The sequence below is a fragment of the Corynebacterium pygosceleis genome, from assembly GCF_016595275.2.
In the GTDB taxonomy this organism is placed as follows: Bacteria; Actinomycetota; Actinomycetes; order Mycobacteriales; family Mycobacteriaceae; genus Corynebacterium; species Corynebacterium pygosceleis.
In genome coordinates this window covers 246,522-261,883 of the sequence record NZ_JAENIQ020000001.1, presented here as the reverse complement: position 1 = coordinate 261,883, position 15,362 = coordinate 246,522, and the positions used below count along the sequence as shown (strand labels likewise).

14 protein-coding genes are annotated in these 15,362 nt (G+C 68.1%); 13 read left to right on the top strand and 1 reads right to left on the bottom strand.

Annotated elements, in window-relative coordinates:
- Positions 1 to 117 precede the first annotated feature (117 nt).
- The 5 genes from JIM94_RS01060 (at position 118) to JIM94_RS01040 (ending at position 5,570) form a co-directional block, all read left to right on the top strand.
- Positions 118 to 1,341 (top strand): MFS transporter, encoded by a 1,224-nt coding sequence (locus JIM94_RS01060; protein WP_200253793.1) that lies wholly within the window; start codon positions 118 to 120, stop codon positions 1,339 to 1,341.
- A gap of 49 nt (positions 1,342 to 1,390) precedes the next feature.
- On the top strand, positions 1,391 to 2,866 hold the full coding sequence (locus tag JIM94_RS01055) for a bifunctional ADP-dependent NAD(P)H-hydrate dehydratase/NAD(P)H-hydrate epimerase (RefSeq protein ID WP_200253791.1): 1,476 nt from the start codon (positions 1,391 to 1,393) through the stop codon (positions 2,864 to 2,866).
- 86 nt (positions 2,867 to 2,952) lie between these two features.
- Positions 2,953 to 4,065 carry an alanine racemase gene (gene alr / locus JIM94_RS01050; protein WP_200253789.1) on the top strand — a complete coding sequence of 371 codons (1,113 nt, stop codon included), beginning with the start codon at positions 2,953 to 2,955 and terminating at the stop codon, positions 4,063 to 4,065.
- Positions 4,066 to 4,102: 37 nt separating this feature from the next.
- Positions 4,103 to 4,597, top strand: a complete 495-nt coding sequence (gene tsaE / locus JIM94_RS01045) for a tRNA (adenosine(37)-N6)-threonylcarbamoyltransferase complex ATPase subunit type 1 TsaE (RefSeq protein ID WP_200253787.1) — start codon at positions 4,103 to 4,105, stop codon at positions 4,595 to 4,597.
- 112 nt (positions 4,598 to 4,709) lie between these two features.
- On the top strand, positions 4,710 to 5,570 hold the full coding sequence (locus tag JIM94_RS01040) for a hypothetical protein (protein WP_200253785.1): 861 nt from the start codon (positions 4,710 to 4,712) through the stop codon (positions 5,568 to 5,570).
- Between the two features lie 38 nt (positions 5,571 to 5,608).
- Here the strand turns inward: JIM94_RS01040 and JIM94_RS01035 are convergent, their stop codons facing one another.
- Positions 5,609 to 6,547: a restriction endonuclease gene (locus JIM94_RS01035; RefSeq protein ID WP_200253783.1), complete on the bottom strand. Its 939-nt coding sequence runs from the start codon at positions 6,545 to 6,547 to the stop codon at positions 5,609 to 5,611.
- 106 nt (positions 6,548 to 6,653) lie between these two features.
- Between JIM94_RS01035 and tsaB the strand changes: the two genes are divergently transcribed.
- From tsaB to JIM94_RS00995, 8 genes are all read left to right on the top strand, one after another.
- Complete coding sequence (gene tsaB, locus JIM94_RS01030; RefSeq protein ID WP_200253781.1) at positions 6,654 to 7,388, top strand: tRNA (adenosine(37)-N6)-threonylcarbamoyltransferase complex dimerization subunit type 1 TsaB; 735 nt, start codon at positions 6,654 to 6,656, stop codon at positions 7,386 to 7,388.
- A complete protein-coding gene (locus tag JIM94_RS01025) occupies positions 7,388 to 7,927 on the top strand; it encodes a GNAT family N-acetyltransferase (protein ID WP_200253779.1) in 540 nt (179 codons plus the stop codon). The genes tsaB and JIM94_RS01025 overlap by 1 nt, the downstream gene beginning before the upstream one ends.
- Before the next feature lie 77 nt (positions 7,928 to 8,004).
- Entirely contained in the window at positions 8,005 to 9,039 is a 1,035-nt protein-coding gene (gene tsaD / locus JIM94_RS01020) for a tRNA (adenosine(37)-N6)-threonylcarbamoyltransferase complex transferase subunit TsaD (protein ID WP_200253982.1), read from the top strand.
- A gap of 139 nt (positions 9,040 to 9,178) precedes the next feature.
- The gene (locus JIM94_RS01015) at positions 9,179 to 9,622 is read left to right on the top strand and encodes an SH3 domain-containing protein (RefSeq protein WP_200253777.1); all 444 of its coding nucleotides are present in this window, start codon (positions 9,179 to 9,181) and stop codon (positions 9,620 to 9,622) included.
- A gap of 82 nt (positions 9,623 to 9,704) precedes the next feature.
- Complete coding sequence (locus tag JIM94_RS01010; protein WP_200253775.1) at positions 9,705 to 11,240, top strand: PKD domain-containing protein; 1,536 nt, start codon at positions 9,705 to 9,707, stop codon at positions 11,238 to 11,240.
- Positions 11,241 to 11,445: 205 nt separating this feature from the next.
- The gene (gene groES, locus JIM94_RS01005; RefSeq protein WP_200253980.1) at positions 11,446 to 11,745 is read left to right on the top strand and encodes a co-chaperone GroES; all 300 of its coding nucleotides are present in this window, start codon (positions 11,446 to 11,448) and stop codon (positions 11,743 to 11,745) included.
- Positions 11,746 to 11,757: 12 nt separating this feature from the next.
- A complete protein-coding gene (gene groL, locus JIM94_RS01000; protein WP_200253772.1) occupies positions 11,758 to 13,374 on the top strand; it encodes a chaperonin GroEL in 1,617 nt (538 codons plus the stop codon).
- Between the two features lie 153 nt (positions 13,375 to 13,527).
- The gene (locus tag JIM94_RS00995) at positions 13,528 to 15,357 is read left to right on the top strand and encodes an HSP90 family protein (protein ID WP_200253770.1); all 1,830 of its coding nucleotides are present in this window, start codon (positions 13,528 to 13,530) and stop codon (positions 15,355 to 15,357) included.
- Positions 15,358 to 15,362 lie beyond the last annotated feature (5 nt).

The following is a 15,362-nucleotide window of genomic DNA, read 5'->3' as shown; positions in this document are numbered from 1 at the left end:
CGCCACGGTCCCACACACCGGCGTCACGACGCGCCCCGCGCCCACCTCGTGGTCGCGGGGCGCACTCGCGCGCGGCACCGCAACCGAGGAAAACACCGAGGAAAGGAATCGACAACGTTGTCCGACACCGCCGACCGCACCCCCTGGGCGGGCATCGTCATGCTGGGCCTGGGAATCTTCGTCATGACCACGATGGAGGAACTGCCCATCGGTGTCCTGACCCTCGTCGCCGACGACCTCGACACCTCCCACGGCACGATCGGCCTCGGCGTCACCATCCCCGGAATCCTCGCGGGCGTCGTCGCGATCTTCGCCCCGAAGCTCGTCGGACGCACCGACAGGAGGTTCATCCTCGCCGGTGCCCTGGCCGCGAACGCCGTCTCGGGCGTGCTCTCGGCACTCTCACCCACCGCCGGATTCTTCCTGGCCTCCCGCATCCTCGTCGGAGTCGCGCTCGGCATGTTCTGGGCGCTCCTCGGAGCGACGGTCGTCCGCGTCGCGGCGGAGGAGGACGCCCCGAAGGCCCTCACGGTCGCTTTCTCCGGAGCGGCGGCCGCCATCGTCCTCGGGGTGCCGCTGGCGACCTGGCTGGGGGAGCGGACCTCCTGGGAGGAGGCGTTTATCGTCGTGGCGGGAGCCGCCCTCCTCGTGGCGGTCGGCCTGATCCTGCTCGTCCCCGCGGCCACGACCACCACGGCGGTCAGCCTGGGCGACATCGCGGCGACCGCCCGCCTGCGTGGGGTCCAGTTCGGTGTGGCCTACACGCTCATCCTCGTCACCGCGCACTTCACCGCCTACACCTACGCCTCACCGCTCCTGCAGGACCTCGGCGGGGTACCCGTCACCGGGATCAGCACCCAACTATTCATCTTCGGTATCGCCGGGCTCACCGGCAACTTCCTCGCGGGTCCGCTGATGAAACGTTCCCTCGACGCCACCGTCGTGATCATCCCCGCCGGAGTCGTCGCCGCACTACTCGCGTTCGCCCTGTTCGTCGGTTCGCCGCTGTCCGCCGGCCTGGTCATGCTCGCCTGGGGGCTGTTCGGTGGCGCGATCTCCGTGGTCTCCCAGGCGTGGGTGCTCCGCGCCGCCGGAGACAACGCCGAGGCCGGATCCGGCCTCAACTCCGGGGCCTTCAACATCGGCATCGCATCGGGGGCGTTCATCGGTGGACAGGCGGGCGAACACCCCCTGCCCTTGTTTACCGGCGGCACCTCCGGCGGGAGTGAGACGATCCTGTTCGTCGCCGGAGCCGGTGTCGCCGCAGCCTGCGCACTCGCCGTCACCGGGGCGCGCGTCACACGGAAGCGGCGACGGGCTCGGGTGCGCCAGGTGGGGTAGACAGTCCTACCATGGTTTTCATCGCCGCCACCTTCCAGGAGATGAAACCATGATCCCCGTCCACACCCCGGACACCGTCCGCGCCGCCGAGAAACCTCTCCTGACGAAACTCGGTGGGGGTCTCATGCGCCGTGCCGCGCACGCTCTGGCGGTGGACTGCGACCGAATCCTGCGCGGACGTCGGAACCCGGGCCCCGCAGGCGCGAAGGTTCTGGTCCTCGCCGGCTCCGGGGGAAACGGCGGCGACGCGCTGTTCGCCGCAGCCGAGCTCGCCCGTCGCGGTGCGGGTGTCACCGTGTGGCCCGTCGGCTCGACACTGCACGGGGAGGCGTCCGCATTTCTCGGACCCCGCGCCCGCTGGCGTGAACCCGGGGAACAACCTGTCGGAGACGTCCGGGATGCCGACCTCATCATTGACGGCATCGTCGGAATCGGGGCATCCGGTGGTCTGCGGGGCCACGGTGCGGACGCGGCCCGGATGATCCGCGGCTGCGACACCGGAGACACGGGCACCTGTCCGGCCGTCGTCGCCGTCGACATCCCCAGCGGTGTCGACCCGATGACCGGGCACGCCCACGACGACCATCTCCCCGCCACCCACACCGTCACCTTCGGTGCGCTGAAACCCGTGCACGTGTTCGGCGCGGAACACTGCGGAACCGTCACGTGCCACGGCCTCGGGATCGACCGGGAACTGGAGAACCACATCCCGTACGCCCGACTCGTCGAACGTGGGGACCTGGCCGCCTGGCCGAGGCCCGGTCGCACCTCGGACAAGTACACCGGGGGAGTGGTGGGCATCCACGCGGGATCCGGTAGATATCCAGGGGCGGCGGTGCTAGCCACCGCCGGGGCCCTGCGCGCCACCTCCCCGATGGTCCGCTTCGCCGGGAGCTGCCACGGCGCGGTGACCACCGCCCACCCCGAGGTCATCGGTACCGCCACGACCGGTGAGGCGGGTCGGGTCCAGGCGTGGGCCGTCGGTCCCGGAACCGGGACAGGGGATGACGAGGCCGGTATCCTCGCGGATCTCCTCGCCACCGACCTGCCGGTGCTTCTCGACGCCGACGCGCTCACCCTCGTCTCCTCCCGCACGGACCTCGCCGACGCCGTCACCGACCGCGGACACCGGGGCGCATTCACCGTGCTCACCCCGCACGACCGCGAGTTCGGGCGCCTCGCCGGTACCACCCCGGGACCCGACCGGATCGCCGCCACCCGAGCGCTGGCGGAGAAACTGAACTGCTGCGTCCTGCTCAAGGGGCGGGTCACCGTCATCGCCACCACCGACGAGTGTCTCCTCGTCGACGCCGGCTGCTCCTGGGCCGCCACGCCCGGCTCCGGGGACGTCCTCACCGGGATCACCGGTGCCGCCATCGCCCACCGCCCCGATCCCGGGATGGTGGCGCTCGCGGCGAAGATACACGCGGAGGCGGCCCTGGCCTGCGGTGGACCCGTCCCATCAGGTGACATCGCCGAGGCCGTCCGGGGTGTCGTCCGCAAGGCCGTGAACCCCGACCGGTGACAGGCGACGGTGGGGACGGGCGGGCGTCGACGAGCGGGGAGACGCCAACGGGAACCCCGACCGCCCGCGTGGCACAATGGACCACCATGGAACTGCTCACCGCACGCATCGATCTGGCCGCCATCGCGCACAACACCCGGCTGATCAAGCGACGTGCCGGTGACTCGCAGCTGATGGCCGTCGTCAAGGCGGACGGCTACAACCACGGCGCCCCGCGTGTCGCCGCGGTCATGGCCGACAACGGCGCCGACCAGTTCGGGGTCGCGACCCTCGCGGAGGCCCACGCACTACGGGCCGGCGGGATCACCGCCCCGGTGCTGTCCTGGATATGGACACCCGGGCAGGACATCGCCGCCGCGATCCGCGACAACATCGACCTCGGGGTGAGCTCCCCGGAACACGCGCACGCCGTCATCGACGCCGCCAGATCCCTCGGGACCACCGCGCGGGTCACCGTCAAAGCCGACACCGGACTCCACCGCTCCGGGGTGCCCGCCTGCGACTGGGGTGCGGTGTTCGGCATGCTGGCCGACGCCTCCGACGCCGTCGAGGTCACCGGGGTGTTCTCCCACCTGGCGTGCGCCGACGAACCCGCCAACCCGGAGAACTCCGCCCAGGCCACCAGACTCCACGACGCCATCCGGGCCGCGAGGGACGCCGGGCTCAACCCGACCGTCAACCACCTGTCGAACTCACCCGCCGTGCTCACCGGAGGTGACCTCGGATTCGACATGGTCCGGCCCGGGCTCGCCCTCTACGGACTCGACCCCGTCGCCGGCGGGGACGGTGATCTCCGGCCCGCTATGACACTCGCCGCGACCGTCACCGTCGTCAAACCCGTCGCCGCAGGCGAAGGCGTCTCCTACGGGCACACCTGGCGCGCCGGGCACGAGGGCACGCTCGCCGTCGTGTCCATGGGCTACGCCGACGGTCTGGCCCGTGCGCTCGCCGGGAAGATCGAGGTCACCATCGACGGCCACCGCTACCCGCAGGTCGGCGTCGTGTGCATGGACCAGATAGTCATCGATCTCGGTTCGAATCCGTGTGGGGTGAACCCGGGTGATGAGGCGTTGATCTTCGGGCCCGGTACCTCGGGCGAGATGACGACCTACGAGGTCGCCGACGCGCTGGAGACCATCCCCTACGAGATCATCTGCCGCCCGCACGGGCGCGTGGTCCGTGGGTACGTGGGGCAGTGACCGTGTCCGTCAGGCAGCACACAGTGGGAGAACACCGATGAAGTCCACGTTCCCGACCTCCGGAACCACGCGGCTGGAGACCGCCGCCGACACCCGCGCTTTCGCGGCGGAACTCGGCGCAGCACTCGAAGCGGGGGACGTGGTGATTCTCGACGGTCCGCTCGGCGCGGGCAAGACCACCTTCACCCAGGGCCTGGCGGAGGGGATGAGGGTGAAGGGCCGGGTCACGTCCCCGACGTTCGTCATCGCCCGCGTGCACCGCTCCCTCACCGGAGGTCCCGACCTCATCCACGTCGACGCCTACCGGTTGTTCGGGGAGGACCCCGACGCCGAGGTCGATGCCCTCGGGGCTCTCGACTCCCTCGATCTGGACACCGAACTCGACGACGCCGTCATCGTCGCCGAATGGGGCGGGGGACTGGTGGAACAACTCGCCGACACCTGGCTCGAGGTCACCTTCGACCGGGAGACCGCGGTGCGGGAGGACCCGGAGTCGGAGGCGCGGATCCTCAGTTGGCGGTTGCGGAAATAGGCCTTGCCCCGTGAACGTGACGGGGGAGCACGCCTGAAGGCGGGCGTAGATTCGTGGGAGAATGACGCGAACCCCCTGTCCGGGCGCCCGGATGACACACTGAGGAGCAACCGTGAGTGTTGTGCACGATCTGCCGACCCCTTCATTCCAGATTCCTGTCATCGGGGGAGTGGCCGCATTCGATCCGGTGACCCTGTGTACCGCCGCCCGTGGACTCTCTGAAATAGGTCTGCACGTCCACCTTCCGGCGGAACTGAGCCGTGGAATTCCCGCTGATCTCGCGGCGCTCGCGGTGATCACCTTCAGCCCTCCGGAGGGTTTCCCGGTGTCGGTGACCGCGACCATCGACACGGGGAGACTGACATGGGATCTGTCTGAACCCGCTGACCCCTGGGATTTCACCGACTACCGGGATGCGGAGCGCTACGGCGTGGACATCGGGGACCACAGCGTCGTCGAGGTCGACGGGACCCCGGTGGTCAGCGTGTCCATGCGGCTGCCCTCGGGTGCCCCGGTGAACGTCTGGTTCGCGGAATGCCCCGGTGAAGCGGAGAACATCGACGCCTTCGGTCTGCTGCATCATGTCGATCACCTGATGTCCGAGTTTTCCTGCGGCAGAGGGAAGATGTTCGACCGGGTCGTCGTTCCGGCGCTGGACTTCACCTACGCGACGGAAGCCGGTGGTGCCCGTGTCGAGGAATGGGAAGAAACGACCGTGTTGCAGCGCTTCGCGGCCGCACTGAACGAGGACGGGGCACGCGTCATAGCGGAGACAACAATATGCACCGGAGCTCCCCCGAACATTGATGAGCTCCCGTCCGAGTACGTCTTCGGAGCGGAGGGGCCGATCCTCACGTGGTTCACGCAACCGGGCAATCCCGTGCCCTTCTCCATCATCTGGAGCAGTTCAGACGGCTGGTCGGACCCCGGTGAGGAGATCGACCTCGACAGCGTGGAACTCGCGGGGTCCTGAGTATTCCGTGCGGAGGCAGGCCAGGTATCGGCGCATACTCAGACGAGTCCTTCATCGAAGAAGTCCGCATCGACCTCGTACAGCGTCAACTGCTTCGCCCTCTGCACGGCCACCCCGTAGTGAAGCATCAGTGATGTCAAGCGAAAACCGTCGATGAGAATGATCTTCCCGTGGAAATTGTCGTCTGCCAACCGCTGCGCACCTGATGTGAACCGTGACGTGGTGATGAACACGCCACGTTCCGTACCTTTCTCCGCGAGCGCCCCGTAGAATTGCTGTATGGCTGGGCGTTGGATGACGTTGTCATCGGCATATCGTTTCGCCTGGATGTAGACACTGCTCAAACCGAGCGCATCCTGGCGGATGATTCCGTCAATTCCCCCGTCACCGGAGCGTCCGACATGCTGTTTTTCTCCGTGCGCTCCGCCGTACCCCATGGCCCACAACAGGTCGACGACCGCTCTCTCGAAGAACTCGGGTGATGATTCCTGCAGGGCTCTGCGAAGATCGGTCTCAACCTTCGCGTTGAACTCTTCGACACCTGCCTCGATCGTCTCCACGAGATTGTCACTCTCGGGTGCTTCTTGACCCTTGATTTTGGATCTGTAGCTGCGCTTTCGCTCAGCGACCTCCTCCTGGTAAGCCGCCCACTTTGGCCACTCGAACATATCTGATTCGGAGTATGCGGCCAGGTTTCGTTTGTCGACCGTCCGTCCATCATCTGAGATCGTGTAGTGCCCCCTCTTGGGACGAACGATGAGGCCGCCCTGCGTCAGAGCCGACAGTGCCCAGTTGATCCGGTTCATATACCTGTGTTGTCCAGAGTTGAGGCGTTCCGCACGGATCGATTCGCTGAGCTGCATGCGGTCAGCCACCTCATCGTGAATCTGTTTCGTTGAACGCTCAATTCCGTCGTTGAGAACCCTGAGAACCACTGGGCGAAACTGGTCGATGGTGGGGGTGTCATCGGTACTCATGTTGTGGTCCTTCTCTTCACGGCATAATCCGGTGCTGCTGATGCTGAGGTTAACCGTCCTCCCCGGCACCTCCGGCCGGCACCGGGCATCCACTACAGTGTCCCCCGTGCACATCCTCGTCATCGACACGTCCACGCCGACCATCGTCACCGGTATCGTCGCCGCCTCCGGTGGGTCGGTCGACGAAACCAACACCCCGACCGTCCGCTCCGTCGTCGAGCGCATCCTCCCGGACTGCCGCCAGCACGGTGAGCGTCTGACGCCGTCGATCCTGGAGTGTCTCGATGAGGCCGGTGTGAAGACCGCGGATCTCGACGCGGTGGTCGTCGGGTGCGGGCCGGGGCCGTTCACCGGCCTGCGGGTGGGGATGGCGACCGCGATCGCCTTCGGGGAGGCGCTCGGTATCCCGGTGCACGGTGTGTGCTCGCTGGATTCCATCGCGATCCAGCTTGCGGAACAGGAGCCCGCGCAGTCCCGGCTTCTCGTCGCCACCGATGCGCGCCGGCGGGAGGTCTACTGGGCCAGCTACGAGTGCACCGACACCGGTGCGGGACCGGTCCGGGTAGGGGGGCCGGCGGTGAACAAGCCAGCCGACGTCGCTGAACTCGTCGGCGTCGTCGGTTCGCTCAGCGTCCCGGCCAGTCTGGCGGAGAAGCTCCGCGTCGACACACTCGCCGAGGTGCCTGCGTTCGACCTCTCGCCGTCGCCGGTGTCGCTCGTCCGTGCGGCCGATCTGGCCCGGGAACCGGAGCCCATCGTCCCGCTCTACCTGCGACGCCCGGACGCGGTGCCGCCGAAACCGAAACCGATCAGTCCGGCCGTGCCGGACGTGGAACTGTGATGGGTTCCGTCGTCATCCGGCGCCTCGCGCCTATCGACGCGCAGCGGTGTGCCGATCTTGAGCGGATCCTCTTCCCCGGGGATGATCCGTGGAGTGCCGCGGCGTTCCGGTCGGAGACGGCCAACCCTTTCTGTCTCTGCCTCGCGGCGGTGGAGACCGGTGGCGCGGATCAGTCCGCTGGTGCGGGTGCCACGGTCGAGGGGGCGGACGGCCTCGTGGGGTACGCGATCCTCGCCATGGCCGGGCCCCCTGATGACCCCGAGTTCGAGGTGCACACCATCGGTGTGGACCCCGCACACCAGCGTCGCGGTATCGGCCGTCAGCTGCTGGAGGCCATGCTCGCCGCCGCCGATGAACGCTCCGGCCCGGTGTTCCTGGAGGTGCGGTGCGACAATGAACCGGCCATCACCCTGTACGAGCGGTACGGTTTCGTCCGCCTGGGCGTGCGCCGCAACTACTATCAGCCGTCGGGTGCGGACGCGTACACCATGCGTCGCGATCCCGCATCAGCGCGGACGGACACCGAGGACAACCTGTGAGGACACGACCTGTGAACACGTCGACCATCCCGGAACCGGCACAGAACGGTGACGACACGATCCGCCGCACCATCGTCATGGGCGTCGAGAGTTCCTGCGACGAGACGGGCGTCGGCATCGTGCGCGTCACCCACGGTCCCGGGGTGACACCCGAACTGGAGATCCTCGCGGACGTCGTCGCCTCGTCGATGGATCAGCACGCCCGTTTCGGCGGCGTCGTGCCCGAGATCGCGTCGCGTGCGCACCTGGAGTCGATCGGCCCGGTCACCCGGGAGGCACTCCGGCAGGCGGGCGTCGACCGCCCGGATGCCGTGGCGTGCACCATCGGTCCCGGCCTCGCCGGTGCGCTGCTCGTGGGCGCGAGCGCGGCGAAGGCCTTCGCGGCGGCGTGGGGGGTGCCGTTCTACGCGGTGAACCACCTCGGCGGGCATGTCGCGGTGGCGACGCTCGACGGCCGGGACCTGCCGCACTCGGTGGCGCTGCTGGTCTCCGGCGGTCACACGCAGCTGCTCGAGGTCGACGGCGTCGGGCTGCCGACGCGGGAGCTGGGGTCCACCCTGGACGACGCCGCGGGCGAGGCCTACGACAAGGTCGCGCGTCTGCTCCGGCTCGGATATCCGGGCGGCCCGGTCATCGACCGCCTGGCGGGGCGGGGGAACCCGAGGGCGGTGGACTTCCCGCGCGGCATGATGCGCCGCGATGATTCCCGCCACGACTTCTCCTTCTCCGGGTTGAAGACGGCGGTGGCCCGCCACGTCGAGGCCGCCGAGCGCGAGGGGCGGGTCATCGACGTGCCGGACGTGTGCGCGTCCTTCCAGGAGGCCGTGGTCGACGTCCTCACCCGGAAGGCGGTCCGCGCGTGCGGGGACGTCGGGGCGAAGGTGCTGCTCCTCGGTGGGGGAGTGGCCGCGAACTCCCGGCTGCGGGAACTGGCGGAGGAACGCTGCCGTGCCGCCGGTGTCGAGCTGCGGGTCCCGGAACTCAGACTCTGCACGGACAACGGCGTGATGATCGCCGCACTCGCCGCCCACCGGATCGCGGCAGGTGCCGGGCCGAGTGACCTGGCGGCCGGGACGGACCCCGGGCTCGACGTCGAGATCCCCCAGGTGTAACCCCGGGAAACAGTCGGGTACGGGTCGGTGAATTGTCGGGGAAGAAGCCCTGACATCGGTGTCCGGGTGGTGTGGGGCGGGATACCGTTGCCTCGTTGAACTTTGCCCGTCCCGACGAAATCCCTGGAGTATCCCCCGCATGAGCATCGGTTACCTGGTCTACCCCGATCTGACCAGCCGCACCCTCACCTTCGAGATCGACGAGGCGGCCCGCTTCCTCGGCGACCTGGAGAACGACCGCGTCTACGTCGCCTTCCAGGACGACGGTGAGACCCTGGCGGCGCTGTACTCGGCGGGTGCGAAGGCGAGTGGCGCAGAGCCGAACCCGGTGGCGTCGATGGCCCGGAACAAGGCCGCGACGGGCAACGCGCACTTCCTCACCGACCCGACGTCGGCGATCTGTGGACCGGTGATCTTCATCGGTGCGGACGGCGCGGACGTCACGGAGAAGGACATCGCCAAGGTCGACCGCGGTATTCAGGCGGTGCGCAACTACCGGGACGATGAGCCCGACGAGTACGCCCTGTGGCGGGGGTCGGTCCTCGCTATCGCCCGCCGGGAGAACGACGCCGACGTTTCCTAGTTTTCAGCATGGGTGCTGTGCGCCCGGTGCCCTGACGGTTAGGATTGCGCGGACAACCAACAGACAGTCGTCAGGAGTTCCAGTGGTCCGCAGCAGAATCATCCGTACCGTATTCGTGCTCGGGCTGGCCGGGGTGCTGGCCGGCTCCGCGGGTGTCGTCGCGGCACAGGGCGCGATCCGTTCCGCGACGGAGCCCGTGGTTCCGTACTGTCCGGAAGCGATGGTGCTGACGGCGAGGGGCTCCGGGTCGGAGTTCAGTGGGCCCCGGAACTACCCCGGGGCCGCCGGCCCGTCGACGGGATGGGAGGGGGAGGGGATCGCCCGGTTGCTTGAGCGGGCAGATCTCCACGGATTCACCGTTCGTGCGCTGGATCCGGAGGAGTATCCGGCCGTCGAGGCGTGGCGTCTCGACGAGATCATGGGATCCATTGAGCGGGGACGACGGTCCGCCGTGCGCCGGGTGGCCGACATGCAGGCGGCCGGGTGCCAGCCGGTGGTGATCCCCGTCGGCTATTCACAGGGGGCGATGGCGCTCAACGGGGCCGAGTGGGCACTCGCAGCCGGTGCTTACCTGCCGGGTGTGTTGTACCTGGGTAATCCGCTGAGGGACGGGAGCGTCCCGCGTAACACGGGGAGTGCGCCCCCGGTACCCGGTCGGGCCTTTCTGCCGGAGTGGCCCTGGGGAGTCGCACCGGCGTTGAATGCTCCGGGACAGACGGGCATCGACTACTGCTACCGGAACGACGTGTTCTGTGACCCGGGTGGAACCTCGGTGGACATCCACACCAGCTACTTCACCGGTATTCCCGGTGAGCGGAACCGGGACCGGGAGGTGGCTGAGGCGTTGTCCGGCTGGACGTCAGCGGCGAGGGGCCGGATTGACCGGGGCGGGCGGGTGCCGGTGACACGCCCGGTCGATGAGATCCTGGTGCTCGACACCACGGACCCCGGGGTGACCGGGGCGCTGGCACGGGACGCCTCCCGGATCATGGGTGCCGTCACCGGCGTCAACCCCGTCTCACGGGTCGGTGTGGCGGTGCTGCGTGAGGGGGAGGCCCGGTGGCTGCTCCCGCCGACGGGTGATCCGGCAGCTCTCGCGGCGGCGCTGGTGGACCCCGGGGGAATGTCCGTGGGTGATGTCCTCCCCGCTCCGGAGTCCGGTGAGCGGTCCGTGTTCAACAGGATCACGGTGACGGACACGGAGGTGGGTACGGATCAGGGCTCCGCCGGTCATGCCGGGGGACGGGATGTCGTCGCCGCCGTTCTCTCCGCGATCGACGCTCAGCTGCTCGCACCGAATGCCGTCCTCGACGTTCCGGCCGTCTGGTTCACGGATCAGCCCGCCGGGGCGACGGGCATGCTGTCCCGGGTGTTCGTCGATGGTCCGGTCCGGCAGCGGCTGGATTTCGGCGACGGTACCGTCGTTGATCCCGCGGTGGACGGGTACGTGGAGCACGTGTGGCGGAGGCCCGGTACCTACCGGGTGACACTGACGGTGACCGATTCCCTCGGTCGGACCGGTGTGGACCGGAGACGGGTGCGGGTCTACTCCGGGGATGTCGCGGCGGAGCTGGACGGGGCCCTGCGGGGCCTGTCCGCGTGGTCGGGGAGTGCGTGACCGGGACTGTGGTGGAGGGTCGGTCCGGGAAGGCCCGGGACCGGCCTCGGGGTGGCACACCGCGCGGTTGAGTGCTGGCACTCGCGAGGGTAGAGTGCCAGTAGGTTGTTTGACACACAGTTGTTCACCCGCGACGACGGCTGTGCTGGGCAAGCTCAACCGGCACAATCACATTCAACTTCCCGAGCACATGGAGGAATTCATCGTGGCGAACGTCAACATCAAGCCGCTGGAGGACAAGATCCTCGTCCAGATCAACGAGGCTGAGACCACCACCGCTTCCGGCCTGGTCATCCCGGACTCCGCCAAGGAGAAGCCGCAGGAGGCGACCGTCGTGGCCGTCGGTCCGGGCCGCTTCGACGAGAAGGGTGACCGTATCCCGCTGGACGTCAACGAGGGTGACACCGTCATCTTCTCCAAGTACGGCGGCACCGAGATCAAGTACGCGGGCGAGGAGTACCTCATTCTCTCCGCCCGTGACATTCTCGCCGTCGTGACCAAGTAAGAGGGTTTTTCCATGGCTAAACTGATCGCATTCAACGAGGAGGCCCGCAAGGGTATCCAGGCCGGTGTGGACACCCTGGCCGACGCGGTCAAGGTCACCCTCGGCCCGCGCGGCCGTAACGTCGTGCTGGACAAGCCCTTCGGTGGCCCGACCGTGACCAATGACGGTGTGACCATCGCCCGTGAGATCGACGTCGAGGAGCCCTTCGAGAATCTCGGCGTCCAGCTGGTGAAGTCCGTCGCCGTGAAGACGAACGACATCGCCGGTGACGGCACCACCACCGCCACGCTGCTCGCCCAGGCACTCATCAACGAGGGCCTGCGCAACGTCGCGGCCGGCGCGAACCCGATCGAGCTGAACCGCGGTATCGCCGCCGGTGCCGAGCGCACCGTCGAACTGCTGCTGGAACGCGCCAACGAGGTCGCCTCCGCATCGGACATCGCCAACGTCGCGACCGTGAGCTCGCGTGACCCGGAGGTCGGCGAGATGGTCGCCGGCGCGATGGAGAAGGTCGGCAAGGACGGTGTCGTCACCGTCGAGGAGTCCCAGTCGATGGACACCACCCTCGACATCACCGAGGGCATCTCCTTCGAGAAGGGGTTCCTGTCCCCGTACTTCATCACCGACATCGACGCGCAGCAGGCGATCCTCGATGACGCACTGATCCTCCTGGTGCGCAACAAGATCTCCTCCCTGCCGGACTTCCTCCCCCTGCTGGAGAAGATCGTCGACTCCGGCAAGCAGGTCCTCATCGTCGCCGAGGACATCGAGGGCGAGCCGCTGCAGATGCTGGTGGTCAACTCGATCCGCAAGACGCTGAAGATCGTCGCCGTGAAGTCCCCGTACTTCGGTGACCGTCGCAAGGCGTTCATGGATGATCTCGCCGTCGTCACCGACGCCACGATCGTCGACCCGGAGGTCGGCATCAACCTCTCCGAGATCGACCTCGACGCACTCGGCTCCGCACGTCGCATCACCGTCACGAAGGACTCCACCGTCATCGTCGACGGCGCGGGCAGTGCGGAGGCGGTCGAGAACCGTCGCGGCCAGATCCGCCGCGAGATCGAGTCCACGGACTCCTCGTGGGACCGGGAGAAGGCCCAGGAACGTCTGGCCAAGCTGTCCGGCGGCATCGCCGTCATCAAGGTCGGTGCCGCGACCGAGACCGAGGTCAGTGAGCGCAAGCTCCGTGTCGAGGACGCCATCAACGCAGCCCGTGCGGCCGCCCAGGAGGGTGTCATCGCCGGTGGCGGTTCCGCACTCGTGCAGATCGCCCACGAGCTCAAGACATACGCCGGGGAGTTCGAGGGTGACGCCAAGGTCGGTGTCCTCGCCCTGTCGCGTGCACTGGTCAAGCCGGCGTTCTGGATCGCCGAGAACGCAGGCGTCGACGGTTCCGTCGTCGTGTCCCGCACCGCCGAACTGCCGAACGGGGAAGGTTTCAACGCCGCCACCCTGGAATACGGCAACCTCATCGACGCGGGCATCATCGACCCCGTGAAGGTGACCCACTCCGCGGTGGTCAACGCCACCTCCGTCGCCCGCATGGTGCTCACCACCGAGGCGTCGATCGTGGAGAAGCCCGCCGAGGAGGAGGACTCCCACGCCGGTGGACACCACCATCACTAGGCTGAACGCCTGACACCGGCACAGACCCGGTCCCACCACACCGAACGCCCGACGTCCGGTGGTAGGAGGGGCCGGGTCTGCTCCATTTTCACGGGGAAACCGTATTCTTGGTGCAGTCCCCGGAGACCGTCCGAGAAAGGCACCGAACGATCCATGACCCAGCCCGACGGCGCACGCGCTGAGAGCCACAACTTCCAGGTCGATCTCGGCGGTATCGTCGAGATCCTCAGCCGGAACCTCTACTCCGGCCCCCAGGTCTTCGTCCGGGAACTCCTGCAGAACGGCGTCGACGCGATCACCGCGCACCGCGCGATCGACCCGGACTGCCCCGCCGAGATCCGTGTCATCACCGACGGCACCACGATCACCGTCACCGACACGGGCATCGGCCTGACCCCGCAGCAGGCCGAGGGGCTTCTCGCCACCATCGGGGCGTCGTCGAAACGCGACGAATGGGGAATGTCCCGCAGCGACTTCATCGGGCAGTTCGGTATCGGACTGCTGTCCTGCTTCATGATCTCCCCGCGGATCACCGTCCACAGTCGCTCCGCCACGACCCCCGGGCAACCGGTGTGCTGGCGGGGCTCCAACGATGGAACCTGGTCCGCGAGCGTGGTCACCGACGGTGAACTCCCGGCCGAGCTCACCGGCCCCGGTACCACGGTGACCCTCGAGGTGATGCCGGGGGAGCGGCACGCGGAACACGAGGTGCTGCGCCGCCGGATCCTGTCCTACGGCAGCCACCTCCCGGTGACGGTGACACTCGCCCGGAGGGGAGCCGAACCGGAGTGCCTCAGCGAGGCGGTCGCGCCCTGGGAGATGGACCGGGACGCGGCGGCCCGCTGGTGTGACGAGGAGTTCGGCTTCACCCCCTTCGACCAGGTTCCACTCGATGTTCCCGTCGCCGGTCTCCGCGGGATCGCGTTCATCTCCGCGCGTGCCGGGCACCCGGGCCAGGAGCAGCACCACCGCGTGTACCTGCGCCGGATGCTGCTGTCCGAGCGCGCCTACGACGTCGTGCCTGAGTGGGCGTACTTCGTCCGTGTCGTCGCCGATGCGGAACACCTCAAGCCCACGGCATCCCGTGAGGGATTGTTCGACGATGAACTGCTGGAGGAGACCCGACAGGGCATCGGTGCCGCGATCCGGAACTGGATGAACAACCTCGCCGAGCGGGAGCCCGCCCGGTTCCGCGAGTTCCTCGCCCTCCACCTCACGGGCCTGAAGGCCCTGGCCGTGACCGACGAGGAGACCCGCGCACTGGTGGCCTCCAGCGTCCCGTTCTCCACCTCACTCGGGATGCTCACGCTCGACGAGATCCTCGGGAAACACGGGCGGATCGCCTACACGACGACCGACGACCGGTTCCGTGCCCTGCGCCCGGTGGCGGAGGCCAACGGACTGTGCATCGTCAACGCCGGTTTCTCCTACGACGAGGAGGTCATCGGGCAGATCAGACTCGACCGCCCGGAAGCGGACATCGCGGAACTCGACCCCCGGGACGTCCTCGGTGTCCTCGAGAACGTCGACCTCGGTACAGAGGCGGCACTGATCCCCCTCGTGGACGCGGCCGAACTCGCCCTCGAGGGACAGAAGCTGAACATCGTCGTGCGGAAGTTCCTCCCCGCCACGATGGCGGTCCTGTTCCTGCCCAACCCGGATGCGGCGGGTCGGGCACTCGAGGAACGGCAACGCCGTACGGAGGGGCTGTTCGCGGGTCTGGTCGATTTCATGCACCCGGAGAAGGCCGACGACCACGCACCCCAGCTGATCCTGAACGCCAACGCCGGAATCATCCACCAGCTCGCCGGCGCGGCCGCCGGAGGCGGTAGCCCGGTGATCGTGGAATCGGCGGTCAGGGGCTTCTACGTGCAGGCCCTGCTCAGCGGCAGGCACCGCATGGACGCCCAGGTGCGGGCCTGGTCCTCCAACCTCTTCACCGCACTGATCAGTGCGTCCCTCGATGACGGCGACGCCACATGAACCAC